Here is a 25,792-nt window from a genome sequence, read left to right as displayed (position 1 = left end):
GTGCGCGGTTACGGTGATACCCGGCCCCCGCCTGCGCCTTCGCGCCTCGCCGCCATCGCCTCGCGCCCCCCGCCCGCCGCCGCGGGCGTTCAGTGCGCCCGCCGCAATCGTGCGTTCTGCACGGCCATGAGGTGACAACGGTTACTTCACCATTCACGCGCCGATATGTAAATCTTTGTCCGTCACCGCCACTGGGGGGATCGATGGACAATCGGTACGAGATATTCTGTCTTGCCGACCGGTACTTCTACGAGAGTCTCGACCGGCTCCCGGGCGCTTCCCGCGACGATTCCGGTGCGCCCTCCGGGCAGCGCAGCGCGCCGCTCGTGGAGAACTTCGAGACCGCCCAGCGCGATGTGCCGGCCGGCTGGCGCACGGTGCGGACCGGCGACTGGCTGCACCTCGACCCGACGCCGGGTTCGGGGCAGGAAGACCGCCCGCTGCAAGGCTGGAAGGTCCACGCGTCGGCCGGCCTCGGCAACGCGGACAAGGTGGCGGCCAAGGTCTGGGACCACTGCGTGCCGCGCGGCATTCCGTTCAAATTCGTGCCGAGTCCGCAACTGCTCCACCTGCGGAACTCCAAATACGCGGGCCGCGACACCAGCGGGAAATTCGTCACGATCTATCCGCGCGACGAGTCGCAACTGCACGCGGTGCTGGAAGAACTCGGCGAATTGCTCGACGGGGAACCTGGCCCCTACATCCTCACGGATCTGCGCTGGCGGGAAGGGCCGCTCTACGTGCGCTACGGCGCATTCGCCAAGCGCTTCTGCGTGGGCGACCACGGCACCCTGGTCTCCGCGATCGAGGACGCAGAAGGGCATCTCGTGCCCGACAGCCGGGCCCCCGCCTTCCATGTACCCGAGTGGGTGACGCTGCCGGACTTCCTGCGTCCGCACTTGCAGGCGCGCAACAGCACGACCGTCGGCGAACTTCCCTACCGCATCGAGTCGGCGCTGCACTTCTCCAACGGCGGCGGCGTCTACGTCGGCACCGACACCCGCAGCGGCGAGAAGGTCGTCCTCAAGGAAGGCCGCCCGCACGCCGGGCTCGCCTCCGACGGCGCCGACGCCGTCACCCGCCTGGAACGCGAACGGGACGCCCTGCAGCGGCTGTCGGGGCTCGGCGTCGCACCCGAGGTACGCGACTGGTTCACCCTCGGCGACCACCGCTTCCTGGTCATGGAGTTCCTCGACGGCAAGCCGCTCAACACCTTCTTCGGCCACCGCCACCCGCTGCTCACCCCGGACCCCGACCCCGCCGAGGTCGCCGACTACACCCGCTGGGCGCTGCGCGTCCACGCCGGTGTGGAGCGGGCGGTCGCCGCGGTCCACTCCCGCGGGATCGTCTTCAACGACCTGCACATGTACAACATCATGATCGGTGACGACGGCGAGTCCGTGCGGCTGCTGGACTTCGAGGCCGCCGCGGCCGCCACCGACAACGTCCGCCAGTCGGTCGCCCACCCGGGCTTCATGGCCCCGCCCGACCGCCGCGGCACCGCCGTCGACCACTACGCCCTGGCCTGCCTGCGCCTGGCCCTCTTCCTGCCGGTCACCACGCTGTTCGCGGTGGACCGCACCAAGGCCGCGCACCTCGCCGACGTCATCGCCGCGCAGTTCCCGGTGCCGCGCACCTTCCTGGAGGAGGCCGTCACCGAGATCACCCGCGGCCTGCCCGCGGCGGAGCCCCCGGTGCGGTCCGCCGGCTCCAGCGGTCCGCGGTCCGCGGCGCCCGGCTACCTGCCCGCCGCGACCACCGACTGGCCCGCCGCCAGGGACGCCATGGCCGGCGCGATCCTCGCCTCCGCCACGCCGGACCGCGACGACCGGCTCTTCCCCGGCGACATCGCGCAGTTCTCCGACGGCGGCGGCCTCGGCCTCGCCCACGGCGCCGCCGGCGTCCTGCTCGCCCTGGCCGAGACCGGCCTGCCCCGCTACGAGGACGGCGAACGCTGGCTGCTGGCCCGCACCGCACCACCGCCCAGCGGCACCCCGCTCGGCCTCTACGACGGCATCGCCGGTATCGCGTACGCCCTCGACCGGCTCGGCCACACCGAACGCGCCCTGGAACTGGCCCACCTGCTGCTCGCCGAGAAGTGGCAGCAGTCCGGCTCCGACCTGTCCGGCGGCCTGGCCGGCATCGGCCTCGTCCTGGACCACCTCGCCCACAGCACCGGCGAAGCCGCCCTGCAGGAGCGGGCGTTGGAAGCCGCAGGACTGGTCGCCGCCCGCCTCGCCGCCGCCGGAACCTCGCGCGCCGGGCTGATGCGCGGCGCCACCGGAGCGGCCCTGCTCTTCGTACGGCTCTACGAGCGCATCGGCGCACCCGCACTCCTCGGCCACGCCGCCCGCGCCCTGCAACTCGACCTCGACCGCTGCGTGCACACCGCTGCCGGCGGGCTCGACGTGGACGAGGGCTGGCGGACCATGCCGTACCTCGGCGACGGCAGCGCGGGCATCGGACTCGTCCTCGACGACTTCCTGCCGCTCGCCCGCCGCGCCGGCGACCTCGACCCCGAGGTGGGGGCACGCTTCGAGCAGGCCCGCACCGACATCGTCCGCGCGTCCACCCTGCGGCTCTACGCCCAACCCGGGCTGCTCGCCGGCCGGGCCGGCATCATCCTGCACCTGGCCCGCACCAGCGCGCCCGCGGTGCCCCCGGGCGCGCTCGCCGCGCAGATCGACGCGCTCGGCTGGTACGGCATGCCGTACCGCGACGGGCTCGCCTTCCCCGGCAACCAGATGATGCGGCTGTCGATGGACCTGGGCACCGGCACCGCCGGGTGCCTGCTCGCACTGGGCTCGGCCCACGGCGGCTCCGCCGCCGGGCTGCCCTTCCTGCCGCCGCTGACCGGCGGCTCCTGATCCGGGTCCGGCCGCCCCGGCCGGAGCCGTGCACCACCTCTGTTGTCAACCCATTGAAAGGACACTGACATGGCACTTCTCGACCTGCAGAACATGGAGCCGGAGAACGGTCACAACGGCGGCGGCGCCCCCGCCAGCTCGCTGAGCCTGATCGGCTGCATCAGCTCCGTGAGCTTCCTCGTCTGCCTCTGAGGCAACCAGCCCCGGGCGGCCCGGTCCACCGGGCCGCCCGGGGCTCCACCCTGCCGGGTCGGGCCGGCCGGATCTGCCGAAGGAGCGAGCACATGGCGGTCGTCGTCGAGACCGGGCGGCAGGACGCCGGACGGGTCGTGGGGATCACCGTGCTCGGCCTGCTCTCCGCGGCGGTGGCGCTGGCGCTGCCGTACGCGCTCGGGCACGCACTCGACCTGCTGCTGCGGGGGGCGGCTGCCGGATGGTGGGTCGCGGCGTGCGGGGGGCTCATCGCCGCGCAGACGGCGACCGGGGCCGGGGAGGACCTGCTCGCCGGACTCACCACCGCACGGTCCGCCGCCCGGATACGGCGGCGGACCGTGCGGCACATGCTGGCCGCGGGGCCGCGTGCGGCGGGGAAGGGGACCGGGGACCTGGTCACCCGGGTGGTCGGGAACGCCTCGGACGCCGCCGCGACCCCCGCGGCCGCCGCCGCACTGCCCGCGGCGCTCGCCGCACCGGTCGGCGGCATCGTCGCACTCGGCCTGACCGACGTGTGGCTCGCCGTCGCCTTCCTCGCCGGCGCACCGCTGCTGGCACTGCTCGTGCACCGCTTCGCCCGCGCCTCCGCGGACTCCGTCATCGGCTACCAGAACGCCCAGGGCCGTATCGCCACCCTGCTGGTCGAGGCGCTGGGCGGGGCGCGGACCATCGCCGCCGCCGGAACCGAGGAGCGGGAGAACGCCCGGATCCTGGCCCCGCTGCCCGAACTCGGCACGCAGGGGCGGCGGATGTGGCGCGTCCAGGGCCGTGCGACCGCCCAGGCCGCGGTCCTGGTGCCGCTGCTCCAGCTCACCGTCCTCGCGGTCGGCGGCATCAGGCTGTCCGTCGGCGCGCTCAGCGTCGGCGACCTGCTCGCCGCCAGCCGCTACGTCCTGCTGGCCACCGGAATCGGCGTCCTCGTCGGCCAGTTGGGAGCCGTCGTCAAGGGCAGGGCCGCCGCGACCCGGGTCGACGAGGTGCTGGCCGTCCCCGTACCCGCCCACGGCACACGGCAGTTGCCGCGGCACGGCCCCGGCGCCCTGGAGCTGCGCGCGGTCACCGCGGTCCGCGGCGCCGACACCGTACTGGACCGGCTCGACCTCACCGTGCCCGGCGGGAGCTGCGTGGCCGTCGTCGGACGCTCCGGCGCCGGCAAGTCCGTACTGGCCGCGCTCGCCGGGCGGTTGGCCGACCCCGACGGCGGCACCGTCCTGCTCGACGACTGCCCGCTGCCCGAACTGACGGCCGCCGAGCTGCGGGACGCCGTCGGCTACGCCTTCGAGCGCCCGGCGCTGCTCGGCGACACCGTCGGCGACGCCATCGCCTTCGGGCCGCGCCCGCTGCCCTTCGAGCACGTCACGCGGGGCGCGCGGGCCGCGGAGGCGGACGGCTTCGTGCGCCTGCTGCCCGACGGCTACGCCACCGCCCGGAGCCGGGCGCCCTTCTCCGGCGGCGAGATCCAACGCCTCGGCCTGGCGCGGGCGTTCGCCCGCCCCGGGCGGCTGCTCGTCCTCGACGACGCGACATCGAGCCTCGACACCGTCACCGAAGTCCGGGTCGCCCGCGCCCTCTTCCACGACCACGCACACCGCACCCGGCTGCTCACCACCCACCGCGCGGCCACCGCCGCCCGCGCCGACCTGGTCGCCTGGCTCGACGCCGGGCGCATCCGCGCGCTGGCACCGCACGACGTGCTGTGGGCCGACGCCGACTACCGGGCGCTGTTCGGGGACGCCGCCGATGCGTGAGCTACGGATCAGGGACTGCGTACGCGGCCGCGGCGCCGTCGTCGCGGTGCTGCTCGGCTGGTCGGTGCTCGAAGCCGGGCAGACCTTCCTGTTCGGCTTCGCCCTGGCCCACGCCCTGGACCAGGGTTTCCTGCGCGGCCGGCAGGGCACAGGCCTGTGGTGGCTGGCGCTCGCCGCGGCGGCCGTACCGGTCGGCGCGTACGGCACCGCGCGGGTCTTCCGCGGCATCGCCGACCTGGTCGAACCGCTGCGGGACCGGCTGGTGCGGCGGGTGGTGCGGGGCGGCCTGGCCGGCGCGGTCCGTGCCGCGGCCCGCGGCGGGGGGCAGCCCGCGGACTCCGCGGTGGTCTCCCGGCTCACCCACCAGGTCGAGATCGCCAGGGATTCGCTGGGCGGCATCGTGATGGTGCTGCGGTCCTTCGCCTTCACGGCAGCGGGCGTCGTGGCCGGCATGATCACGCTCGCGCCGGTGCTGCTGCTGGTGGTGCTGCCGCCGCTGGCGGTGGGCACGGCGCTCTTCGCCCTGGCCCTGCGCCCGCTGGCCAGGCGCCAGCGGCGCTTCCTCGCCGCGGACGAGGCGGTCGCCGAGGAGTGCGGTGCGCTCGCCGGCGGGCTGCGCGACATCACCGCGTGCGGGGCGCAGCAGCCGATGGCCGAGCGGGCCGACACCCGCATCGCGGCCGCGCTGCGCGCGTCCCGCGCGCTCGCCACGTGGGGCGTGGCCCGCACCGGCGCACTCGCCGTCGCCGGCCAACTCCCGATCGTGCTGCTGCTGGTGGCGACCCCCTGGCTGCTGTCCTCCCACCGCATCACCCCCGGCGCGCTGCTCGGCGCCTTCGCCTACCTGACCCAGTCCCTGCAACCCGCCCTCCAGGCCCTGCTCCACACCCTCGCGACCTCCGGCACCCGCCTGACCGTCGTCCTGACCCACCTCACCAGCACCCCGCCACCACCTCCCGAGAGCACCGTGCCCGAGCCCGCGGGGCCGCCGGCAGCGGTGGGGAGTGGACCCGCACGCGGCTTTCTGGCCGCATCCGTTCCGCTGCCAGGGGGCGGCGCTCCGGGCGAGCCCGCGGGGCCGCCGCTGCCGGACGGCGTCCGGGGCGGTCGGTCGACAGCCCCTGCCCCAAAAGGCGTTGTGCTGGATTTGCGCGGGGTCACGTTCGCCTACGGGGTCGGCGCCGAGCCGGTGGTGCGGGAGTTGGACCTGGCGGTCGGGGGCGGGGAGCATCTGGCCGTCGTCGGGCCGAGCGGGGTGGGGAAGTCCACGCTCGCGGGCCTGATCGCCGGGTTGCTGGTGCCGAGCGCGGGGGTGGTGCGGCGGGCGGGGGCGGTCGCCCTCGTGCCGCAGGAGGCCTACGTCTTCCGCGGCACCGTCGGGGAGAACATCGGCTACCTCCGCGCGCACACCACCCCCGCCCTGGTCACCGCCGCGGCGGCCGCGGTGGGCGCCGCAGGACTGGTCGACGCGCTCGGCGGCCCCGACGCGCAGGTCGACCCGGCCGCGCTGTCCACCGGCGAGCGGCAGCTGCTCGCCCTGGCCCGCACCTACCTCGCCCCCGCCGGGGTCGTCGTGCTGGACGAGGCCACCTGCCATCTCGACCCGGCGGCCGAGGCGTTCGCGGAACGCGCCTTCGCCGACCGGCCCGCGACCACCCTGGTCGTCATCGCCCACCGGATCAGCTCCGCGCGCCGCGCGGACCGCACCCTCGTCCTGGACGGCGCCGACACCACCTGCGGCCCGCACGCCGACCTGCTCGCCGGCTCCCCGCTCTACCGCGACCTGGCCGCCGCCTGGGCGGCCGCGACGACCGGCCCTTAGACCTGCGGCTCAGAGCCAGCCCGCGAAGCGGGAGATCCGGATGGCGTCGACCCGGTTGCGCGCACCGGTCTTGCGGGTGATCGCCGCCAGGTAGTTGCGCACCGTGCCGTTGCACAGATGCAGGCTGCGCGCGATCTCCGCGACGGAGGCGCCTTCCGCGCTCAGCGACAGCACGCTCAACTCCCGCTTTGTGAGGGGCATATCGGCGGCCTGCAGGAACTCCACCGCCAGCGACTCGTCGACGAACCGTTTCCCCTGTGCCACCTGCCGCACCGCGGCGGGCAGCCGGTCGGCCGAGCGGTCCTTGTTCACGAAGCCCAACGCGTCGGCCGTGTAGGCCCGGCGCAGATTCCCCGGTTTCCCCCCGTTGGTGAGGACGATCAGCCCACTGCCGACGCCGGCCCCACGGGCGCCGGCCGGCGGGGCCGCTGCCCTGTCGGTGTGCCGGCGCCAGCCGGGACAGTCCGCGTCGACCACGCACACATGGGGCCCGAGTAATCGCCCGTTCTCGCTCAACCCGTGCCATCCGGTATCCGTCACCTCGAAGTCGGGCTCCCTGACGAGCAGCGCCGCGAGAGCGGACCGCAGCAGGCTTGTGTCATGGGCCACCAGAACGCGTATCACGTCGGATTTTCCCCTTGTGTTGTCGCACCGATCCCCGCAGCAACGCTTCATTGCCCCCCGGTTCTACCCCGGCGAGATGTCGCGGAGGACCCGGTTTTCAGTCATACGGGAGCAGTCGAGAGCGGCCAGTTGCGCTCGGGGGGCGTGCGGGGTGGACCCGAACGCGCCCTGTCTGGCGAGGGTTCACAACGCCGGGCGCCCCACCAGTCGCCGCAGCCGCTCCTGCGTCGCCGAGCCCGGCTCGGGGAAATGCACCACCACGCTGCGGCCGGGATCGTCCTCCACCGCCAACCGCACGTACGACAGGTCGAGCCGGCCGACCACCGGGTGGTGGAAGCGGCGGGTCGAGGACCGGAAGGCCTGCACGTCGTGCGCCGCCCACAGCTCGCGGAAGAGCGGGCTCGCCCCGAGCAGCGCCTCGATCAGCTCGGCGAACCGCGGGTTGTCCATCTCGTACGCCGCCTGCCCGCGCAGCATCGCGGTCAGCCAGCGCACCTCGCCGTCCCAGTCGTCGAACAGCTCCGTGAGGCCGGGCTCGGTGAACATCAGCCACAGCACGTTGAGTTCGGCCTGCGGCCGGTCGACGTCCAGCCGGCCCGCCACCAGCGCCTCCTCCGCGTCGTTCCACGCCAGGACGTCGAAGCAGCGGTCGATGACGAAGGCCGGGTTCGGCGACTGGGCGTCGAGGAAGGCGCGCAGCGCCGGGCTCACCGGCGACGGGGCGGCCGTGCGGACCGCGGGCGGCGGTTCGGCTCCGGCCAGCCGGAACAGATGGTCGCGCTCGACGCCGTCGAGCGACAGTGCCCGGGCCAGCGCCCGCAGGATCTGCGGCGAGACGTTGATGTCCCTGCCCTGCTCAAGCCATGTGTACCAGGTCAGGCTGACGCCCGACAGCAGCGAGACCTCCTCCCGGCGCAGCCCCGGCGTCCGCCGCCGGCCGCCGGCCGGCAGGCCCGCCGCGAGCGCCGAGGGCTCGCTGCGCTCGCGCCGGGAGCGCAGGAAGGCGCCGAGTTCCTTGCGGCTGTACTCGCTCAGGGTGGGCCTCCCGCTGCCGGATGCTGGTGTCGCCGCCACCAGTAAAACCCGCACTCTTCACGGCGGCCACGGCCGCCCCGAGGGTGGAAGGGAGATCACCTTCGTCCGAAGGCCCACGTCCGCAATCCCGCACGTCCGAAAGGGTGTTCCGTGTCGCACTCTCCCACCCCGTCCGCCCGGTCCGTGCTCGTCACCGGGGCCTCCGGCGGCCTCGGCACCGCCGTGACCCGCCGGCTCGCCGCCGAGGGCTGGACGGTCCACGCGGCGGTACGCAACCAGGCCGACGCCCTGCGGCTCGCCGACCTGCCCGGCGACATCCGCCCCGTCACGTTCGACGTCACCGACGAGGCGAGCGTGGCCGCCGCCGCTGACCAGGTCGGCGGTTCGCTGGACGCCCTGGTCAACAGCGCGGGGCTGATCGTCCAGGGGTTCTGGGAGCAGGTGCCCGCGGCGGCGCTGCGCCGGCAGTTCGACGTCAACGTCCTCGGGCTCATGGCGGTGACCCGCACGTTCCTCCCCGCGCTGCGCGCGAGCCGCGGGCGGGTCGTCAACATCGGCGCCCTCAGCTCGCTGGTCGCGCTGCCCTTCTTCGGCCCGATCGCCGCGTCCAAGGCGGCGCTGGCCTCGATGACGGACTCCCTGCGGATCGAGCTGCGGCACCAGGGGGTGAAGGTCGCGCTCGTCGAGCCCGGGGCGATGCGGACGGAGATCTTCGACCGGGCGGTCAGGTCCGCGCGCGCCGACGGGGCGGCCGGCGGGCCGGACGTCGAGCGGCAGTACGCACGTGCCGCCGCCGCGGCGGCGGAGTCGGTGGCCGCCACGAAGCTCCGGCCGGTGGACGACGCGGTGGACGCCGTCCACCACGCGCTCACCGCGCGGCGGCCGCGCACGCGCTATCTCGTCGGCCCCGACGCCCGCACGATCCGCGTGGCGCGGCGCCTCCCCACGGCGGTGCGCGACCGCGCACTCCTCTCCGCGCTTCGGCTCACGCCGGCGTCCTTCGGCCCCTGAGCCCTGCCCGGTCCTGTCCGTCCCGGGTCCTTTCCCCCACCGGGGGAAAGGTGCGATCCCACCGCAAGGCGCCCCCGCCTACCCCGCAACCCCCGGAGGGATGAGGCGGCAGACGGTCCGGAGGTCTTCGCGGACCTGGTCGACCGGGGAGCGGTCGGCGAGCCAGCTGACGAGCGTCGCATGCCAGGTGTGCTCGACGACACGAACCGCGGACAGCATGTCCGCGGACGGCTCGGAGCCGATCCGCATCGCGTCGAGGATGATCGCCCGGGTGAGCACGGACACCGTGTCGACCTCCGCGCGGACCGACCGGTCCGCGAAGATCACCGCGCGCACCATCGCGTCGGCGAGCAACGGCTCGCGCTGCAGCGCGCGGAAAGCTCTCAGCAGGGTCTCCGCGACCCGCTCGCCCGGCGACGCCGCACTCGGCGGCCGGTCGCGGAGCGTGTCGTGCAGCTGCCCGAGCTGGTCCTGCATGACGGCGACCAGCAGGTGGACCTTGGAGGGGAAGTAGCGGTAGAGCGTGCCGAGGGCCACCCCCGACTCCTCGGCGACCTCCCGCATCTGGACCGCGTCGAAGCCGCCGCCGGCGGCGAGCCGGGTGCTGGCGTCCAGGATGCGCCGCCGCCTGGCCTCCTGCCGTACGGTCAAAGCGGTGATGCGGCCCATTCGTACATCCATCCGTCACGCGCGGCACCGGCATGCGCTCGGACGGGGGCCGAGGACCCCGTCCGCTTCCCGGTGGACTCGCCGTCTGTACCATCGAGTCTGAAACTTGTTCTAGATTAGCGCGACCGGTTACGCTCCGGCTCTATCGCTGAGAAGGGGGCCGGGAGTGACGGCAGAGGCCAGGCCGCTACGGATCGCACTGCTCAGCTACAAGGGCAATCCCTACTGCGGCGGCCAGGGCGTGTACGTCCGGCACCTGTCCCGTGAGCTGGCCGCCCTCGGCCACAGCGTCGAGGTCATCGGCGCGCAGCCGTACCCCGTACTGGACGCTCTCGGCGACGGCGTCACCCTCACGGAACTGCCCAGCCTGGACCTCTACCGGCAGCCGGACCCGTTCCGTACGCCGAAGCGCGAGGAGTACCGGGACTGGATCGACCTCCTGGAGGTCGCGACCATGTGGACCGGCGGCTTCCCCGAGCCGCTGACCTTCAGCCTGCGGGCCAGGCGGCATCTGGCGGCCCGGCGCGGCGACTTCGACGTCGTGCACGACAACCAGACGCTCGGCTACGGGCTGCTCGGTATCGGCCTGCCGCTGGTCACCACCGTGCACCACCCGATCACCGTGGACCGCCGGCTGGACCTGGCGGCGGCGCCCGACTGGAAGCGGCGGGCGTCGATACGGCGCTGGTACGGCTTCACGCGCATGCAGAAGCGGGTGGCCGGGCGGCTGCCGTCGGTGCTCACCGTGTCGGGCTCGTCGAGCGCCGAGATCACCGCGGACCTCGGGGTACGCCCCGAGCGCATCCACACCGTGCCGATCGGCGCGGACACCCGGCTCTTCGCGCCGGACCCCGCGGTGGCGGAGGTGCCGGGACGTATCGTCACCACGTCAAGCGCGGACGTGCCGCTCAAGGGCCTGGTCTTCCTGGTCGAGGCGCTGGCCAAGGTCCGGGTGCAGCACCCGGACGCGCATCTGGTCGTGGTCGGCAACCGCCCGGACAGCGGGCCGGTCGCCGAGGCGATCGAGGCCTTCGGGCTGGAGGGCGCGGTCGACTTCGTCAAGGGCATCAGCGACGCGGAGCTCGTCGACCTGATCCGCAGCGCCGAGGTCGCGTGCGTGCCGTCGCTCTACGAGGGCTTCTCGCTGCCCGCGGCGGAGGCGATGGCGACGGGTACGGCGCTGGTCGCCACCACCGGCGGCGCCGTGCCGGAGGTCGCCGGCCGCGACGGCGAGACGTGCCTCGCGGTTGCCCCGGGTGACGCGGGCGCTCTGGCCGCGGCCCTCGAACTGGCCTTGGGCGACCCCGTTCTCCGCCGCCGCCTCGCGGCCGCGGGCCGCGCCCGCGTCCTGGCCGCCTTCACCTGGACCCGAGCGGCTGCGGCCACCGCCGCGCTCTACCGCCAAGCCATTGCCTCCCAGGGTGCGCCGGGGGCGGGACTGCGCGCCCGGCCCGCATCCCGGGCGCGGGTCGTCACCGTCCCGAAGGGGCAGTCGCTGTCGCATCCGGACCACCGGCCGTCAGTGGCCGGCCGCGCAGTCCCCCGCGCCCCTGAAAAGCCCGCGCCCGAGCGCATCAGCACCCCCGCCGGGGAAAAGCCCGCGCCGGAACGCATCAGCACCCTCGCAGAGGGGGCGCCCGAGCGTATCGGCACCCCCGCCGGGGGAAAGCCCGTGCCGGAACGCATCAGCACCCCCGCCGGGGAAAAGCCCGTGCCCGAGCGCATCGGCACCCCCGCCGGGGAGGCGCCCGAGCGTATCGGCACCCTTGCAGAGGGGGCGCCGGAACGCAGGAGCACCCCCGCAGGGGGCAAGGCGCAGATCGCAGACGTACCCGGGGCACCCGGGATCGCACCCGGAACGGGGAACCGCGCATGCTGACCGTCGACTTCACTCGCTTCCCGGTCGCCGCCGGCGACACCGTGCTGGACCTGGGGTGCGGAGGCGGCCGGCACGCCTTCGAGTGCTACCGGCGCGGCGCCCGCGTCACCGCGTTGGACCGCAACGGCGACGAGATCCGCGAGGTCGCGAAGTGGTTCGCGGCGATGAAGGAGGCCGGCGAGGCCCCCGCGGGGGCGTCCGCGACGGCCATGCAGGGCGACGCCCTCAACCTCCCCTTCGCCGACGACAGCTTCGACGTCGTCATCATCTCCGAGGTGATGGAGCACATCCCCGACGACAAGGGCGTGCTCGCCGAGATGGTGCGGGTGCTGCGGCCCGGCGGCCGCATCGCGGTGACCGTGCCGCGCTACGGCCCGGAGAAGGTGTGCTGGGCGCTGTCCGACGCGTACCACGAGGTCGAGGGCGGCCACATCCGCATCTACAAGGCCGACCAGCTGCTGGAGCGGATGCGCGAGGCGGGCCTGCGCCCGTACGGCACGCACCACGCGCACGGGCTGCACGCACCGTACTGGTGGATCAAGTGCGCGGTCGGCGTCGACAACGACAAGGCCCTGCCGGTGAAGCTGTACCACAAGCTGCTGGTCTGGGACATCATGAAGAAGCCGCTGGCCACCAGGGTCGCCGAGCAGGCGCTCAACCCGCTGATCGGCAAGAGCTTCGTGGCGTACGCGACCAAGCCCCGGCTGCCGCTGGACGCGACCACGTGACCCGCGCCGACCGCGGGCAGCGCAGGACGGAACGGCTGGCGCTGCCCGGAGTGCTCACCATGGAGCAGGCCGCGCGGACCGTCGACGCGATGCTCGCCGTGCAGCGCCCGGACGGCGCCATCCCGTGGTTCCCCGGCCACCACCTCGACCCGTGGGACCACATCGAGGCGGCCATGGCGCTGGACGCGGCGGGCGAACACGACGCCGCCGAGGCCGCGTACGACTGGCTGGTACGCCACCAGGAGCCGGGGGGCGGGTGGTTCGCCGCCTACCAGGACGGCGACCCGGCCCGGCCGACCGACCGCTCGCGGGAGTCCAACTTCTGCGCGTACCTGGCGGTCGGCGCCTGGCACCACTACCTGTCCACGGGTGACGACGCGTTCATCGAGCGGATCTGGCCGACGGTGGTGTCCGCGGTGGAGTTCGTGCTGGCGCTCCAGCAGCCCGGCGGGCAGATCGGCTGGAAGCGCGAGGCGGCCGAGGACGGCGGTGCGGCCGTCACCGACGCGCTGCTGACCGGGAGTTCGTCGGTGCACCAGGCACTGCGCTGCGCGCTGGCGATCGCCGAGCACCGCGAGGAGCCGCAGCCGGACTGGGAGTTGGCGACCGGCGCGCTGGGCCACGCGATCCGCCGGCACCCCGAGCGGTTCCTCGACAAGAGCCGCTACTCGATGGACTGGTACTACCCGGTGCTGTCCGGCGCGCTGCGCGGCCCGCGCGCCCTGGCGCGGATCGAGGAGGGCTGGCAGCGCTTCGTGGTGCCCGGTCTCGGTGTCCGCTGCGTGTCGCCCAACCCCTGGGTGACCGGCGGCGAGACCGCCGAACTCGCCCTGGCGCTCTGGGCGGTGGGGGAGTCCGACCGTGCGGTGACCATCCTCGCCGACATGCAGCACCTGCGGGCGGACGACGGCCTGTACTGGACCGGCTACGTCTTCGAGGACGACGCCGTGTGGCCCGCGGAGCGCACCACCTGGACGGCGGGCGCGCTCCTGTTGGCGGTGGCCGCTCTCGGGGGGGACGAGGCGACCACCGCCGTCTTCGGGGCGGAGCGGCTGCCGAACGGCCTTGCGCCCGGCTGCTGTCCGCCCCGGCTGTGAGGGGCAGACGGGCCTTCAGGCCCGGTTGACCCGGCCCGCGATCGCATGGGCGATCAGCATGTAGACGACCGCGGGCAGACCGTAGTTGAGCACGGTGCGCCACTTGGCGTTGTCCGGTGTGAACAGGTCCTTCGACCAGCCCGCCAACCAGTCGGCCGAGTGGTGGACCCAGTTGACCAGGTCGTTCGCCCGGTTGGCGTCGAAGACGAAGAAGAGGATCCACAGGACGAGGATCAATGCAGCGATGTCTGCGGCGACAAGGATGATCGCCGCGGCGGGGTTGCCGCCATACCGTCTGGCCATGACGGCCGTCTTGCCCCGATCGGATGGTCGAAACCCGTTCGACCGCGCCCTGCTCGCACAGGTGTCGCAGCACGACGGCCGGCCACCCCCTGGAGGGTGGCCGGCCGTCGTGGTGGAGATACGGTTCAGCCGCGCTGGATGCCGCTGCTGTCCTGCAGCACGCCGCGGCGGCCGTCCTGGGTCTGCGCGATCAGCGCGGCACCGCGCTGGTCGACGGCCAGGTACCAGGTGCCCGGGGTCAGCTCGGCGATCTGCGCACCGGAGTTGTCCTCCGCGAACAGCGGGCGCGGCACCGGCACCGCGAACCAGAACGCGGTGAAGTCCGACGCGGGCGCCGGAGCCGCGGCGGGCGTCGGCTGCGGGGCCGCGGCCTGCGCACCGTACGGCTGCTGGCCGAACGCCGGGTCGACCGACTGCGCGCCGCCCGGGTAGCCGTAACCGGCCTGCTGCGGCGCGGCACCGTACGGGGCCGCACCGCCCACCGCGTACGGCTGCTGCTGGGCGGCCGGCGAAGGGGCACCCATCAGCGGGGCCTTGAGCGCGGGCAGCCGGCTCGACAGCGGCGCGGCGACGGCGATGGCCAGGCCGAACAGCAGGGTCAGCCAGTTGCCGGAGCCCTTGTCGACGCCCTCGGGGTTGTGGAAGAGCGTCGCCCACACCGCGGACCAGCCGACGAAGATCGACAGCGAGACGGCCCACTGCTCGAACGACAGCCCGAGCACCTGCTTGCCGTTGAACTGCGGTGCACGTGCCATGAGTACGGCACCGGCGGCCACGAGCGCAGCGAGCGTCACCGACGGCAGGGTCGGGAACCAGTCCGAGTGCCACAGGTTACGGGACTCGGACCCCACGCTGTAGAACGGCAGGAAGGAAGCGATCAGGAGCAGCACCGCTGCTCCGATCACCGCGCCGTCTCCTCGGGTCAGGGAGCGGATGTTCACGTCAGGTCCTGTCCTTTGTCAGTTCTGTCAGTTCTCTTGGGTCACTCGGGGCGGTGCCCCATGGTACGAGGGTGATCTTGACCGGGTGGCCGGGTATGGGCATTGGTGCACGATCCATACCGGACTGCTACAGCCCTGTCACCTCTTCCCTTCAAGGAAGGCGGTGATCCCGTCGGCGATCCCCTCCGCAGCCTGCTGCCGCCAGGCGGCGTTCGTCAACGCGGCGGCGTCGTGCGCGTTGCGCATGTTGCCGCACTCGATGAAGACCTTCGGCACGGTCGAGAGGTTGAGTCCGCCGAGGTCGTCGCGGATCGTCAGCCCCTTGCCGCCCAGGTAGTTGGCCAGCGGCTCGCCCGTGACGGCGTGGAAGTGCGACCGCAGGGTGGTCGCCAGCCGCAGCGAGGGCGCCGCGATGGCGCGGGTGTCCGCCGCGCCCTTGTGCACCGACTTGGGCGCGATCACATGGAAGCCGAACTTGTCGGCGGGTGCGCCGTCGGCGTGGATCGACAGGGCCGCGTCCGCGTGCGCGGCGTTCCCTGTCCTGGCCCGCTCGTCCACGCACGGGCCGTACGCCCGGTCGCCGTCGTAGGTCAGCACGACCTTCGCACCGCGCGCCTGCAGCAGCACCCGTACCCGGTGGGCTACGTCCAGGGTATAAGTCGCCTCCGGATAACCGGCGTTGGTCGAGGTGCCGGTGGTGTCGCACGCCTTGCGGTTGGTGCCGATGTCGACCAGCCGGTCGATCTCGGCGGTGTGCTCCGCGTTGCCCAGGTTGTGGCCCGGGTCGATGACGACGGTCCTGCCCGCCAGCTCCTTGCTGCGGGGCGCGGCGGCCGAGGTCGCACCGGGCACGGCGCTCTTCCCCGGAGCTGCGCTCGCGTCACCGTCCGCCACCGGGGAGCCGCCCCTCGCGGGCGCCGCGGACGACGCCCCGGCGGGGCCGCGGCCGGCCACCGGGCCGGAGCCTGACCCGCGCTGTGCGTCGTACACGAACCAGCCCGCCGCCAGTGCCGCGGCCACCACCAGTGCGGTGACGACCAGCGACCGGCTCCGAGCGCCCCCGTGTGACTCGTTGCTGAACACGCCCGCGACTCTATCGGCCCGTCTCGCCGCCCCGCACGGCCCCCGGCGAACCGGCCCGCGCACCGCGGCGGCGTACTACCGTACGCCGCCGCCGGTCACGGAGCGCAACAACTGGAGCGAGCGCGTCGACGACTCGCTCACGAACGCGCCGGACTCCAGCGCGCGGCGGTAGATGCGGTACGGCGCCTGGCCGCCGTCCGCCGGGTCCGCGAACACGTCGTGGATCGCCAGCAGCCCGCCGGGCGCGACCCGGGGCGCCCACCCCTCGTAGTCGGCCGTCGCGTGCTCGTCGGTGTGCCCGCCGTCGATGAACACCAGGCTGAACGGCTGCGTCCACAGCGCCGCCACCTGCGGCGACCGTCCCACCACCGCGACCACGTGGTCCTCCAGGCCCGCCGCGTGCAGGGTGCGGCGGAAGTGCGGCACGGTGTCGATCAGGCCGGTGTGCGGGTCCACCAGCGACGGGTCGTGGTACTCCCAGCCCGGCTGCTGCTCCTCGCTGCCCCGGTGGTGGTCCACCGTCACCACGACCGTGCCCGCCTGCCGGGCCGCGTCCGCCAGCAGGATCGTGGACCGCCCGCAGTAGGTGCCGACCTCCAGCAGCGGCAGCCCCAGGTCCGCGGTGGCCTTGCGGGCAGCCTCGTGGAGCGCCATGCCCTCGTCTGCGGGCATGAACCCCTTGGCGGCCTCGAACGCCGCGAGCACGTCAGTCATCCCGGCATCCTACGAAGGAGGCCGCGCCCGGTCGCGCCGGGTCCCGCGGCGGCGGACACGTGGACGGACCCGGGCCTGGAGACGTGGGCCGCCGGGACGGGGCCGCAGGTCGTAGGGCGAAATCCCGATGCCCCGGCGGCGGCCGCCACGGAAGCATGAGGGCCGTGAACGAGATCCTCGGACAGCGCAGCCCCACCGCCACCACCCACCCCGCCGGCCCGGCCGGCCGCGGCGAACAGGGCCTGGTCTCCGGCCTGCTCAACACCGCACGCCAGCTCGGCGGCGCCCTGGGCCTGACGGTCCTGGCGACGGCCGCCGCGTCCCGGATGGCCGACCGCGCGGCCGGCGGCGCCGCTCCCGCCGACGCGCTGTCCGCGGGCTACGGCCTGGCGTTCCTGATCTGCGCGGGCTTCCTCGCGGTCGGTACGTGCCTGGTGGCGCTGCTGCCGAAGCGGGCCCCGCGGCCCGCCTCCTGAGGCCGTTCACCCGACCTCAGAGCCAGCCGTTCTGCCGGGCGGCCCGCAGTGCCTCCATGCGGTTGCGGGTGCCGGTCTTGCCGATCGCGGCCGACAGGTAGTTCCGTACCGTCGACTCCGACAGGAACAGCCGCCCCGCGATGTCGGCGACGGTGGCGCCGTCCCCCGCGGCGTTGAGCACGTCCTGCTCGCGCTGGGTGAGCGGGCTCGGCCCCGCGCTGAGCGCCGCGGCGGCCAGCGCCGGGTCGATCACCCGCTCCCCGCGCAGCACCCGCCTGATCACCCCGGCCAGCTCCTCCACCGGCCCGTCCTTCACCAGGAAGCCCGCCGCCCCCGCCTCCATCGCCCGCCGCAGATAGCCCGGCCGCCCGAACGTCGTCAGGATCAGCACCCGGCACTCCGGCAGCCGCTCGTGCAGCTCCGCGGCGGCGTCCAGCCCGCTGCGCCCCGGCAGTTCGATGTCGAGCAACGCCACGTCGGGCCGGGCGGCGAGCGCCTCCTCGACGATCCGGTCGCCCGCGGCGACCTGCGCGACGACCTCCATGTCGTCCTCCAGGTCGAGCAGCAGCGCCAGCGCCCCCCGCAGCATCCCCTGGTCCTCGGCGAGCAGCACCCGCACCGCCTTGCCCTCATCCGTCACCCGCCCAGCGTATCCAGCCAGGTGGCGTCCCTCGGCGCGGGCGACGCCCACGCGGTGGTGTCACACTTTCCGGTGCCGCGGCGTCCCCATGCCGGAGATCCGAGACGAAAGGCACAAGGAAATGCGCATCGCAGTCGCAGGCGGTACCGGATGGGTCGGGAAGCTGGTCGTCTCGGCCGTCAGGGAGGCCGGGCACGAACCGCGGGTGATCTCGCGCTCCGAGGGCGTCGACCTCACCACGGGGCGCGGTCTCGAACGTGCCCTGGACGGCGTCGAGCGGGTCATCGACGCAAGCAACATCGTGACCACCGGCCGCTCCAGGTCGGTGGCCTTCTTCGAGGCGGCCACGTCCCATCTGCTGCGCGCGGGGCAGGCGGCGGGAGTCAGCCACCACGTGGTGCTGTCCATCGTGGGGATCGACCGGGTCGACTACGGCTACTACGCCGGCAAGCGCGCCCAGGAATCCCTCGCCGCCGACTCCGACGTGCCCTCCAGCGTGCTGCGCGCCACGCAGTTCCACGAGTTCGCGGCGCAGATGCTGGCGCGGGGCGGCCCGTTCGCCATCGCCCCCCGGATGCGCTGCCAGCCGGTGGCGGCCAGGGAAGTCGCCGACGCGCTGGTGGAGTTGGCCCTCGGCGCCCCCCAGGGCCTCGCCCCCGACCTCGCCGGCCCCGAGGAGCGCGACATGGTGCAGATGGTCAGGCAACTGCACCGGGCGCGCGGCGGCCGCCGTCCCGTCCTGCCGCTGAAGCTGCCCGGCAAGGTCGGCAGGGAGATGGTCGGCGGCGCGCTCCTGCCCACGGCCCCCGGCCCCCGCGGGAAGACCACCTTCGACGAGTGGGTCGGCGCCGAGGCGGGTTAGCGTGGCGGCGACGCTCCACCGGTGTCGCGGAGGGGCGACGTCTTCCCGCGCCGGCCGGCCGCGGTCTCCCGCTCGGCACCGGCCAACCGCTTCGGTGACCTGGGCCGGAGCGTGCCGGACCACGCACTCCCGGGCCTGTCACGGTCCGTGTGCCGGGCCTTTGGCCGACACTTTTCGCCGGTTACGCTGTGCTCTCCCACCGGCGGAGCGCACGGACGGCGTGAGGCCTCCGCTCCCCGGCGGGCGCGCGATGGACGCAGTGCCGACGGGGACGGGGACCGACATGGCGAAGAAGGCGACGAAGGACGATCCGGCCGAGGAACAGTGCCGCAGGGCGTGGTGGAAACGCGGCCCGAACGAGTTCGAGCAGGAGATCGAGAATCTCAAGGCGCCGGACGGCGGAGCGCTGATCCCGTGGATGCTGATGGTCCTCGGCCCGGCCACCGACGTGATCAAGGGCGAGGTGCCGATGCCGTGGCTGGCCGCGTCCGGCCTGGCCGCCTTCTGCGGGCTGTACGTGTCCACGATCAAGGCCGCGTTCAGCCCGCGGTGGCGGACCGGCCGGCTGCCCTACGAGCTGCTGGGCGCGCTCGCGGCGCTCGTGCTGTCGCTGTCGATCGGCTACGGCGGCAACTTCATGCTGCTGTTCGTGCTGGTGTCGCTGTGCGCGGGCTGCGTGTCGCGCAGCCGCCGCGCGCTGGGCCTGATGCTGATCCCGCTCAGCGCCGCGGCCGGCATCGTGTCGGGACTGCACCACGAGGGCTTCTGGAGCACGGCGAGCCTGTCGTACGGCACGTTCCTGTCCGGTCTCGTCGTCTCGGTGATCATCACGCTCTTCCACGCGGTGGACCAGCTCAAGTCCACCCGGCAGGAGCTGGCCCGCAACGCCGTCGCCGAGGAGCGGCTGCGGTTCTCCCGCGACCTGCACGACCTGCTGGGCCACACGCTGTCGGTGGTCGTGGTGAAGGCCGAGGCCGCACGGCGGCTGGCGCCGCGCAACCTGGAGGCGGCACTCACGCAGGTCGGCGACATCGAGTCGGTCGGCAGGCAGGCGCTCACCGAGATCCGCGAGGCCGTCACCGGCTACCGGGAGGGCAGCCTGTCCACCGAGCTGGACCGGGCGCGCTCGGCGCTGGCCGCCTCCGACATCGAGGTCGTCCTCCAGGAGTCGGGTCCGCCGCTGCCGCCGCAGACCGAGGCGCTGCTGGGCTGGGTGGTACGCGAGGGGGTCACCAACGTCGTACGCCACAGCGGCGCGACCCTGACCCGCATCGAACTGCGGTGCGCCGAGGGCCTGGTGCACCTCACGATCACCGACAACGGCCAGGGTCCTGCCGCTTCTGCTGCCTCCGGTACGACGGCGACGCTCCAGTCCACCAGGACCGGTACCGGGCTGCGCGGCCTGACCGAGCGCCTCGCCGCCGCCGGCGGCTCGCTGACCTCGGGTCCCTCGCCCGCGGGCGGTTTCCGGGTCGCGGCGGTGCTGCCGGTGGGCGAGGACGGCTGACCGCGGTCAGGCCCTGAGGTCGGCGATCATCCGGAAGCGCTGCAGGACGAGCGGGGTGTCGTCGTCCACGGTGAAATCCGGGTCGTCCATCGCGGCCCGCATCTCGGGGCTGTGCCAGAACTCCTCGTGGCCGCGACGCCAGGCGGCGACGCTGTCGTAGCCCTCGCCCTCGTCCACGGCGTGCGCGAGGTCCACCTCCCGCAGCGGCACCACCCGCACCTCGGTCGTCTCGATGACGGCGACCGGCCGGTCGCCGGAATCCACCACGACGAGGCGCTCCCCGGCCTCGGGCAGCGCCTCGTCGTGGTGCTCGTAGTCCGCCACGACCCCGGTGGTCGACGTCTTGCTCCCGTCCAGCACCGCCCCGACCAGCTGATCCCGCAGCTCCCCGGGAAACCCGAACTGCGCCTTGTCCAGCCCCGCGAGGTCCAGCCCCGCTCCGTTCGTCATGGCCCCACGCTAACCGGCGGGCCAGGCTGCGAGGACATCGGCCGGGGACCAGACCACGTCCACCGCTCCCGGTGGCAGAGCGACGCCCGAGCGGGAGGCGACCACCAGGCCGCTGGTCCCCGGGACGAAGCCGGGGATCTGGGGCGCGGCCCGGGTGAGGGCGGCGAGGTCGTGGGCGTCGAAGGCGGAGTCCGGCCACTTGATCGAACCGGCGAAGTGCACGCTGCCGGCGACGGGCGGGCGATCGGCGCCGACGAGGTCGACCTCGGGGTCGAAACGGCGGTTCCACCACCCGCCGACGGCCTCGGTGTCCGCCCACGGCAGATCGCCTGCGATGGCCGCCGGCTCCAGGGATTCCCTGACCAGCGGCTCGACCGCCCGGCCGCGCCAGGCCGGCCAACGGCGCAGCACCACGTCGAAGGCGGAGTCCGGCCTGCCCCGGCGGGCCTGCTCCTGGGCGGAGCGAAGAGCCGCAAGGTAGAGGCGCAGATTGCTGTCCGCCACTCGGTAGAGGGCGGGTTTTCCCGGCTTGGTGGACAGTGGCAGGTCGACCGAGAGCACGCGCTTCTCGGCCACCAGGCGGTGCAGCAGCGGAGACAGTGCCCCCGAGGCGAGCCCGCTCTGCCTGCCGCCTCAGAGGGGCTCGCCCTGCCCGGTCAGTGGAAGGGCGCCGTGCGGCGGGAGGGGCGGCCGGGTCAGTCCTCCGCGGGCCTGCGGTGGCGGCCGGGCGGCGGCGGGGGAGGGGCGTCCTGGGGCTCGGCGGAGGCGGGGCCGCGGTGGCGGCCCGGCTGCTGCTCGGCGGCGGTGCTGTCGGACATGGTCGTACTCCCCGTGGAAAAGCGATGGCGCCGCCGAAAGCGTGCGAGCAGGAAGAACCCGTGGTCACGTCGGGTACCCCGGCCCGCGACGGCGAGTGGCGAGTCTACTGACGGGCGCAGCACCCCCGTCATGCGGGTCACCCCGCGAGCGGCGCCTGCTGCAAGGGCAGCACGCACCACTCCCGGCGAGCGGGCAGGGCGGGCAGCGCGGGTCGAGCCGGCAGCGCGGGAAGCGCCCGGGCCTGCCCGTGGACCACGACCCCCGCAGCGGCGGTGCGCCGCTCGGGCCAGCTCGCCGGCGGGTCGTACGCGGCGAGCCCGCACAGGTGGTCGCCCTCGGCGTACGGCAGCCGCAGCTCGTCCCGCGGCAGCCACATCCCGGCCGCCCCCAGCCACCCGGGCGGCGACGCCCGCCAGTGCAGCCGGCGTTCGCCCGGCCGCCACAGCGCCAGCGACTCCGCCCCGCCCGGCACCTCCGCCCGCAGCGCCACCACCGACGCCTCGGGCGTCAGGATCTGCCCGGGCTGCGCGGCGACCGGGGTGAGCAGCACGCCCGGCACCCGCAGCGCGTCGGGGAAGCGCACCGGGAGCCTGCTGCCCAGCACCCCCCAGCCGAGCCGCGCCTCACCGGTGGCGTCGCTGCGCAGCAGCAGCAGTCCGCTGTCGGGCTCGGAGAGCAGCAGCCGGTCGTCGCTGTCGTCGGTGATCTGCAGCAGCGGGCTGGTGCGCCCGGTGTGCAGGTCGGCGGCGACCGCCTTCGTCCGCCCGTCGAGTTCGCGGTCCACCGCGAGCAGCCGCCCGGCACGGTCCAGCCAGACCCCGCCGGTACAGCGCCCCGGCACCGCCATGACGGGTTCGGGCAGGCCGCCGGACGTGCCGTGCACCCGCCAGACCCCGGTCTGGTCGCCGTCCTCGTCGTATGCGAGGGCGTACGCGCAGCCGCCCGGCGCGGGTGGCAGCAACCGCACGTCCGCGCCGATGAGCGAGCCCACCGCCAGCGACCCGGTGTCGGGACCGCTGGGGTAGAGCAGGGCCAGGTCGTGCCGGTCGGCGACCCGGCGCCTGATCAGCACCCGCCCGTCGGTCAGCGGCAGCACCTGGGTGCCGGGCTCCTCCGGCTGCGCCCCCGGCAGGGGCACGGCGTACGGCTCGGGTCCGCCGAGCGTCCACCGCTCGGCGAGCAGCCCGCCGCCGAGCCCCTCCTCGGGCAGGACGGTCTCCGCGAGGCAGGCCGCGTACGAGCCGTCCGCGGCGATGGTGAATCCCGACCGGCGCACCGTACGCGGTGCACCCGCCGTACGGAGCGCGCTCATGGCGCCAACTGCACTGACGGTCATATGAATTGTCCACCTCCGGCTCAGGACCGTACTTTTCGTACGTCCGGACGATCAACGCGAGTGGGGGCAGTTCACACGTAAGGGTGCCGGTTCACGTGATTTCGCCGCGGGGGCGGGGCTCTTGTGCTCCCGAGGGGGTGGCGGGAGGGGGGTGGGGCACACCCCTCCGGGCACTCAGGTTAGGCTCACCTAAGAAATTGCTGAGAACCGTTCCAGGAGTGCTCCCATGTCTCATCGGCGCCGCTACACCGCCGTCGTCGCCCTCGCCGTCGCGGCGGGCCTGTCCCTCGCCGCCTGCGGAAGCTCCTCCGACGGCGCGGGCAGCGGCAGCGGCAACGGCACCGCCGCCAAGGGCAAGGACAAGCAGTCCGTCGCCAAGGGCGGCAAGGACTTCGGTTCGGCCGCCGAGAAGACCGCAGCGATGGGCACCGACGCCAAGCCCGGCCAGTTCCCGCGGACCATCACGCACGCCATGGGCACCACCGTCATCAAGGCGCAGCCCACCCGGGTCGTGGTCCTGGACGTCGGCGAGCTGGACAACGTCGTCTCCCTCGGCGTCAAGCCGGTCGGCTTCGCGCCCAGTGAGGGGTCGCCCGAGCTGCCCTCGTACCTGAAGAAGGACGGGGGGCAGCCGAAGAGCGTCGGCACCATCAACAGCCTCAACCTGGAGGCCATCGCGGGCCTCCACCCCGACCTCATCCTCGGCAGCCAGCTGCGTGCCGCCCCGCAGTACGCGGCGCTCAGCAAGATCGCGCCGACCGTCTTCTCCATCCGCCCCGGCTTCACGTGGAAGCAGAACTACCTGCTCAACGCCGCCGCCCTGGACAAGACCGCGGAGGCGAAGGCGAAGCTCGCCGACTACGACACCCGGATCAGGGCGCTGGACGCGAAGCTGGGCGCGCACAAGCCCGTCGTGTCGATGGTCCGCTACATGCAGGACGGCAAGACCCGGCTCTACGGCAACGCGTCCTTCATCGGCACGATCCTCAAGGACGCCGGCATCCCGCGGCCCAAGATCCAGGACATCGACGACCTCGCGGCGGAGATCTCGGCCGAGAACATCGACAAGGCCGACGGCGACTACATCTTCACCGGCGTCTACGGCGACCCCGGCACCACGGACAAGTCCCGCGCCCAGGCCAACCCGCTGTGGAAGAACCTCCGCGCCGTCAAGGCCGGCCACGCCTTCGACGTCCCCGACGAGACCTGGTACCTGGGCCTCGGCGTCACCGCCGCCGACCAGGTCGTGGCCGACCTGACCCACTACCTGGCGGGCTGACGCCGCGGGCGGGGCCGGGGCGGGGGCCGGGGCGCGGCAGCCCGGCCGGCATCCCGGGTAACCTTCATACGTGCCCCGCCTTTCCGACGTCATCGCCGCCCTCGACGCCCTGTGGCCCCCGGCACTGGCCGAGTCCTGGGACGCCGTCGGCCTGGTGTGCGGCGACCCTGACGCCGAGGTCGGCCGGATCGTCTTCGCCGTCGACCCCGTACAGGAGGTCGTGGACGAGGCGGTCGCGGCCGGCGCCGGCCTGCTGGTCACCCACCACCCGCTGTATCTGCGCGGCACCACGACCGTCGCACCGGTCGGCCCGGCCGGCTTCAAGGGCCGGGTCGTCCACGACCTCATCCGGGGCGGCGTCGCCCTCTACGTCGCGCACACCAACGCCGACCGCGCTGACCCCGGCGTCTCCGACGCCCTGGCCGCCGCGGTGGGCCTGCGGGTCACCGGACCGCTGGTGCCCGACCCCGCCGACCCCGAGGGCCGCCGCGGCCTCGGCCGCATCGGCACCCTCGACCCCCCGCTGAGCCTGGCCGAGTTCGCCGCGCAGGCCGCCCGCGGGCTGCCCGCCACCGCCACCGGCCTGCGCATCGCCGGCGACCCGGCGGCGCCGATCCGTACCGTCGCGGTGTGCGGCGGGTCGGGCGACAGCCTCTTCGAGCAGGTCAGGGCCGCCGGCGTGGACGCGTACCTGACCGCCGACCTGCGCCACCACCCGGCGTCCGAGGCCCGCCAGGCAGGACCGCCCGCGCTGCTCGACGCCGCGCACTGGGCCACCGAGTGGCCGTGGTGCCCGCAGGCCGCCCGCGAGGTCGACGCGCTCGCCGAGCAGTACGGCTGGGCGCTGAGCACCCAGGTCTCGCACGCCGTCACCGACCCGTGGACGGCGCACGCACCCTCCGCTTCTCCCGTCCCTTCCAGCAGCCCAGGAGCCCCCCGCTGAACGCCGAGCCCGCCGACCAGATCCGCCTCCTCGAAGTCCAGGCACTCGACGCGCGCATCGCGCAGCTGGACCACAAAAGCAGGACCCTTCCCGAGCACACCGAGCTGGAACGGCTCGGCGCCGACCTCGCCCAGCTGCGCGACCTGCTGGTCGCCGCGCAGACCGAGGAGAGCGACACCGCACGCGAGCAGACCAAGGCCGAGCAGGACGTCGACCAGGTCCGCCAGCGTGCCGTACGCGACCAGCAGCGCCTCGACTCCGGCGCCCTCGGTGCGAAGGACCTGGAGAACGTGCAGCGCGAGCTGACCTCGCTGGCCAGGCGGCAGTCCGACCTGGAGGACGTCGTGCTCGACGTCATGGAGCGCCGCGAGGCCGCCCAGGAGCGGGCCACCGAGCTGGCCGGCCGGGTCGAGGCGCTGCAGGCCGAGTCCGCGGAGGCCGAGGCCCGCAAGTCCGCGGCCCTGGAAGGCATCGACGCGGAGGGCTTCACCGCGGCCAAGCAGCGAGAGGTGCTCGCCGGCACCGTGCCCGAGGACCTGATCAAGCTCTACGACAAGCTCCGCGCCCAGCAGGGCGGCGTCGGCGCCGCGCGGCTCTACCAGAAGCGCTGCGAGGGCTGCCGCCTGGAGCTGAACATCACCGAGCTGAACGAGGTGCGGGCCGCCCCCGCCAACCAGGTCGTGCGCTGCGAGAACTGCCGCCGCATCCTGGTGCGTACGGCGGACTCCGGACTGTAGCCGGTGGCG

General features: G+C 74.0%; 25 protein-coding genes and 1 pseudogene. 14 read left to right on the top strand and 12 right to left on the bottom strand.

What is annotated here, in order from left to right:
- Positions 1 to 203 precede the first annotated feature (203 nt).
- The 4 genes from lanKC to NFU81_RS09755 all read left to right on the top strand — a co-directional run bounded on the left by lanKC (position 204) and on the right by NFU81_RS09755 (position 6,650).
- Complete coding sequence (gene lanKC, locus NFU81_RS09770; RefSeq protein WP_251487559.1) at positions 204 to 2,867, top strand: class III lanthionine synthetase LanKC; 2,664 nt, start codon at positions 204 to 206, stop codon at positions 2,865 to 2,867.
- Positions 2,868 to 2,936: 69 nt separating this feature from the next.
- The gene (locus tag NFU81_RS09765) at positions 2,937 to 3,059 is read left to right on the top strand and encodes a SapB/AmfS family lanthipeptide (RefSeq protein WP_251487556.1); all 123 of its coding nucleotides are present in this window, start codon (positions 2,937 to 2,939) and stop codon (positions 3,057 to 3,059) included.
- Between the two features lie 92 nt (positions 3,060 to 3,151).
- Positions 3,152 to 4,828 carry an ABC transporter transmembrane domain-containing protein gene (locus NFU81_RS09760; RefSeq protein ID WP_251487552.1) on the top strand — a complete coding sequence of 559 codons (1,677 nt, stop codon included), beginning with the start codon at positions 3,152 to 3,154 and terminating at the stop codon, positions 4,826 to 4,828.
- Complete coding sequence (locus NFU81_RS09755; RefSeq protein ID WP_251487549.1) at positions 4,821 to 6,650, top strand: ATP-binding cassette domain-containing protein; 1,830 nt, start codon at positions 4,821 to 4,823, stop codon at positions 6,648 to 6,650. Before NFU81_RS09760 ends, NFU81_RS09755 begins: the two co-directional genes overlap by 8 nt.
- Before the next feature lie 9 nt (positions 6,651 to 6,659).
- Here NFU81_RS09755 and NFU81_RS09750 read toward each other — a convergent pair whose 3' ends face one another.
- Both NFU81_RS09750 and NFU81_RS09745 read right to left on the bottom strand, forming a co-directional pair.
- On the bottom strand, positions 6,660 to 7,274 hold the full coding sequence (locus NFU81_RS09750) for a response regulator transcription factor (protein ID WP_274038109.1): 615 nt from the start codon (positions 7,272 to 7,274) through the stop codon (positions 6,660 to 6,662).
- Between the two features lie 183 nt (positions 7,275 to 7,457).
- Complete coding sequence (locus tag NFU81_RS09745) at positions 7,458 to 8,348, bottom strand: helix-turn-helix transcriptional regulator (RefSeq protein WP_251487542.1); 891 nt, start codon at positions 8,346 to 8,348, stop codon at positions 7,458 to 7,460.
- Between the two features lie 111 nt (positions 8,349 to 8,459).
- Here NFU81_RS09745 and NFU81_RS09740 point away from each other — a divergent pair, with 111 nt between their 5' ends.
- Positions 8,460 to 9,320 (top strand): SDR family NAD(P)-dependent oxidoreductase, encoded by an 861-nt coding sequence (locus tag NFU81_RS09740; RefSeq protein WP_251487538.1) that lies wholly within the window; start codon positions 8,460 to 8,462, stop codon positions 9,318 to 9,320.
- Between the two features lie 78 nt (positions 9,321 to 9,398).
- Here NFU81_RS09740 and NFU81_RS09735 read toward each other — a convergent pair whose 3' ends face one another.
- A complete protein-coding gene (locus tag NFU81_RS09735; protein ID WP_251487535.1) occupies positions 9,399 to 9,989 on the bottom strand; it encodes a TetR family transcriptional regulator in 591 nt (196 codons plus the stop codon).
- Between the two features lie 72 nt (positions 9,990 to 10,061).
- On the opposite strand from NFU81_RS09735, the pseudogene NFU81_RS09730 reads away from it, so the two are divergent.
- From NFU81_RS09730 to NFU81_RS09720, 3 genes and pseudogenes are all read left to right on the top strand, one after another.
- Positions 10,062 to 11,433: pseudogene (locus NFU81_RS09730) on the top strand (glycosyltransferase family 4 protein); the annotation flags it as partial.
- Positions 11,434 to 11,861: 428 nt separating this feature from the next.
- The gene (locus tag NFU81_RS09725) at positions 11,862 to 12,596 is read left to right on the top strand and encodes a class I SAM-dependent methyltransferase (RefSeq protein ID WP_251487529.1); all 735 of its coding nucleotides are present in this window, start codon (positions 11,862 to 11,864) and stop codon (positions 12,594 to 12,596) included.
- A 59-nt stretch (positions 12,597 to 12,655) separates the two neighbouring features.
- On the top strand, positions 12,656 to 13,693 hold the full coding sequence (locus tag NFU81_RS09720) for a prenyltransferase/squalene oxidase repeat-containing protein (protein ID WP_251487858.1): 1,038 nt from the start codon (positions 12,656 to 12,658) through the stop codon (positions 13,691 to 13,693).
- A 15-nt stretch (positions 13,694 to 13,708) separates the two neighbouring features.
- On the opposite strand, the gene NFU81_RS09715 is transcribed toward NFU81_RS09720, so the two are convergent.
- The 4 genes from NFU81_RS09715 to NFU81_RS09700 form a co-directional block, all read right to left on the bottom strand.
- Positions 13,709 to 13,996 carry a hypothetical protein gene (locus NFU81_RS09715; RefSeq protein ID WP_251487527.1) on the bottom strand — a complete coding sequence of 96 codons (288 nt, stop codon included), beginning with the start codon at positions 13,994 to 13,996 and terminating at the stop codon, positions 13,709 to 13,711.
- Between the two features lie 125 nt (positions 13,997 to 14,121).
- The gene (locus tag NFU81_RS09710; protein WP_251487524.1) at positions 14,122 to 14,937 is read right to left on the bottom strand and encodes a hypothetical protein; all 816 of its coding nucleotides are present in this window, start codon (positions 14,935 to 14,937) and stop codon (positions 14,122 to 14,124) included.
- 138 nt (positions 14,938 to 15,075) lie between these two features.
- Complete coding sequence (locus tag NFU81_RS09705; RefSeq protein ID WP_251487521.1) at positions 15,076 to 16,020, bottom strand: N-acetylmuramoyl-L-alanine amidase; 945 nt, start codon at positions 16,018 to 16,020, stop codon at positions 15,076 to 15,078.
- 75 nt (positions 16,021 to 16,095) lie between these two features.
- The gene (locus NFU81_RS09700) at positions 16,096 to 16,734 is read right to left on the bottom strand and encodes a class I SAM-dependent methyltransferase (RefSeq protein WP_251487518.1); all 639 of its coding nucleotides are present in this window, start codon (positions 16,732 to 16,734) and stop codon (positions 16,096 to 16,098) included.
- A gap of 164 nt (positions 16,735 to 16,898) precedes the next feature.
- On the opposite strand from NFU81_RS09700, the gene NFU81_RS09695 reads away from it, so the two are divergent.
- The gene (locus NFU81_RS09695) at positions 16,899 to 17,210 is read left to right on the top strand and encodes an MFS transporter (protein WP_251487515.1); all 312 of its coding nucleotides are present in this window, start codon (positions 16,899 to 16,901) and stop codon (positions 17,208 to 17,210) included.
- 16 nt (positions 17,211 to 17,226) lie between these two features.
- Here the strand turns inward: NFU81_RS09695 and NFU81_RS09690 are convergent, their stop codons facing one another.
- Complete coding sequence (locus NFU81_RS09690; RefSeq protein WP_274038108.1) at positions 17,227 to 17,850, bottom strand: response regulator transcription factor; 624 nt, start codon at positions 17,848 to 17,850, stop codon at positions 17,227 to 17,229.
- A gap of 121 nt (positions 17,851 to 17,971) precedes the next feature.
- Between NFU81_RS09690 and NFU81_RS09685 the strand changes: the two genes are divergently transcribed.
- Both NFU81_RS09685 and NFU81_RS09680 read left to right on the top strand, forming a co-directional pair.
- Positions 17,972 to 18,712, top strand: a complete 741-nt coding sequence (locus tag NFU81_RS09685; protein ID WP_251487512.1) for an SDR family oxidoreductase — start codon at positions 17,972 to 17,974, stop codon at positions 18,710 to 18,712.
- Positions 18,713 to 18,995: 283 nt separating this feature from the next.
- Positions 18,996 to 20,219, top strand: a complete 1,224-nt coding sequence (locus tag NFU81_RS09680; RefSeq protein ID WP_251487508.1) for a sensor histidine kinase — start codon at positions 18,996 to 18,998, stop codon at positions 20,217 to 20,219.
- A 6-nt stretch (positions 20,220 to 20,225) separates the two neighbouring features.
- Here NFU81_RS09680 and NFU81_RS09675 read toward each other — a convergent pair whose 3' ends face one another.
- The 4 genes from NFU81_RS09675 to NFU81_RS09665 all read right to left on the bottom strand — a co-directional run bounded on the left by NFU81_RS09675 (position 20,226) and on the right by NFU81_RS09665 (position 22,800).
- The gene (locus NFU81_RS09675; RefSeq protein ID WP_251487505.1) at positions 20,226 to 20,669 is read right to left on the bottom strand and encodes an ASCH domain-containing protein; all 444 of its coding nucleotides are present in this window, start codon (positions 20,667 to 20,669) and stop codon (positions 20,226 to 20,228) included.
- Between the two features lie 9 nt (positions 20,670 to 20,678).
- Entirely contained in the window at positions 20,679 to 21,245 is a 567-nt protein-coding gene (locus NFU81_RS09670) for a DUF234 domain-containing protein (protein ID WP_251487502.1), read from the bottom strand.
- A 119-nt stretch (positions 21,246 to 21,364) separates the two neighbouring features.
- Positions 21,365 to 21,487: a hypothetical protein gene (locus NFU81_RS40800; RefSeq protein WP_274038106.1), complete on the bottom strand. Its 123-nt coding sequence runs from the start codon at positions 21,485 to 21,487 to the stop codon at positions 21,365 to 21,367.
- Between the two features lie 137 nt (positions 21,488 to 21,624).
- Positions 21,625 to 22,800, bottom strand: coding sequence for a hypothetical protein (locus NFU81_RS09665; protein ID WP_251487498.1), 1,176 nt, complete (start codon positions 22,798 to 22,800; stop codon positions 21,625 to 21,627).
- A 250-nt stretch (positions 22,801 to 23,050) separates the two neighbouring features.
- On the opposite strand from NFU81_RS09665, the gene NFU81_RS09660 reads away from it, so the two are divergent.
- From NFU81_RS09660 to NFU81_RS09650, 3 genes are all read left to right on the top strand, one after another.
- Positions 23,051 to 24,103 carry an ABC transporter substrate-binding protein gene (locus NFU81_RS09660; protein WP_251487496.1) on the top strand — a complete coding sequence of 351 codons (1,053 nt, stop codon included), beginning with the start codon at positions 23,051 to 23,053 and terminating at the stop codon, positions 24,101 to 24,103.
- A gap of 70 nt (positions 24,104 to 24,173) precedes the next feature.
- Positions 24,174 to 25,046, top strand: coding sequence for a Nif3-like dinuclear metal center hexameric protein (locus tag NFU81_RS09655; RefSeq protein WP_251487494.1), 873 nt, complete (start codon positions 24,174 to 24,176; stop codon positions 25,044 to 25,046).
- A complete protein-coding gene (locus NFU81_RS09650; protein WP_251487854.1) occupies positions 25,043 to 25,783 on the top strand; it encodes a zinc ribbon domain-containing protein in 741 nt (246 codons plus the stop codon). The genes NFU81_RS09655 and NFU81_RS09650 overlap by 4 nt, the downstream gene beginning before the upstream one ends.
- The last annotated feature ends 9 nt before the right edge of the window (positions 25,784 to 25,792 follow it).

The sequence above is a fragment of the Actinacidiphila cocklensis genome (assembly GCF_907177275.1).
Classification (GTDB): domain Bacteria; phylum Actinomycetota; class Actinomycetes; order Streptomycetales; family Streptomycetaceae; genus Actinacidiphila; species Actinacidiphila cocklensis.
Note: the sequence above shows the minus strand (reverse complement) of the source record. Positions and strands in the feature narration are given on the sequence as shown.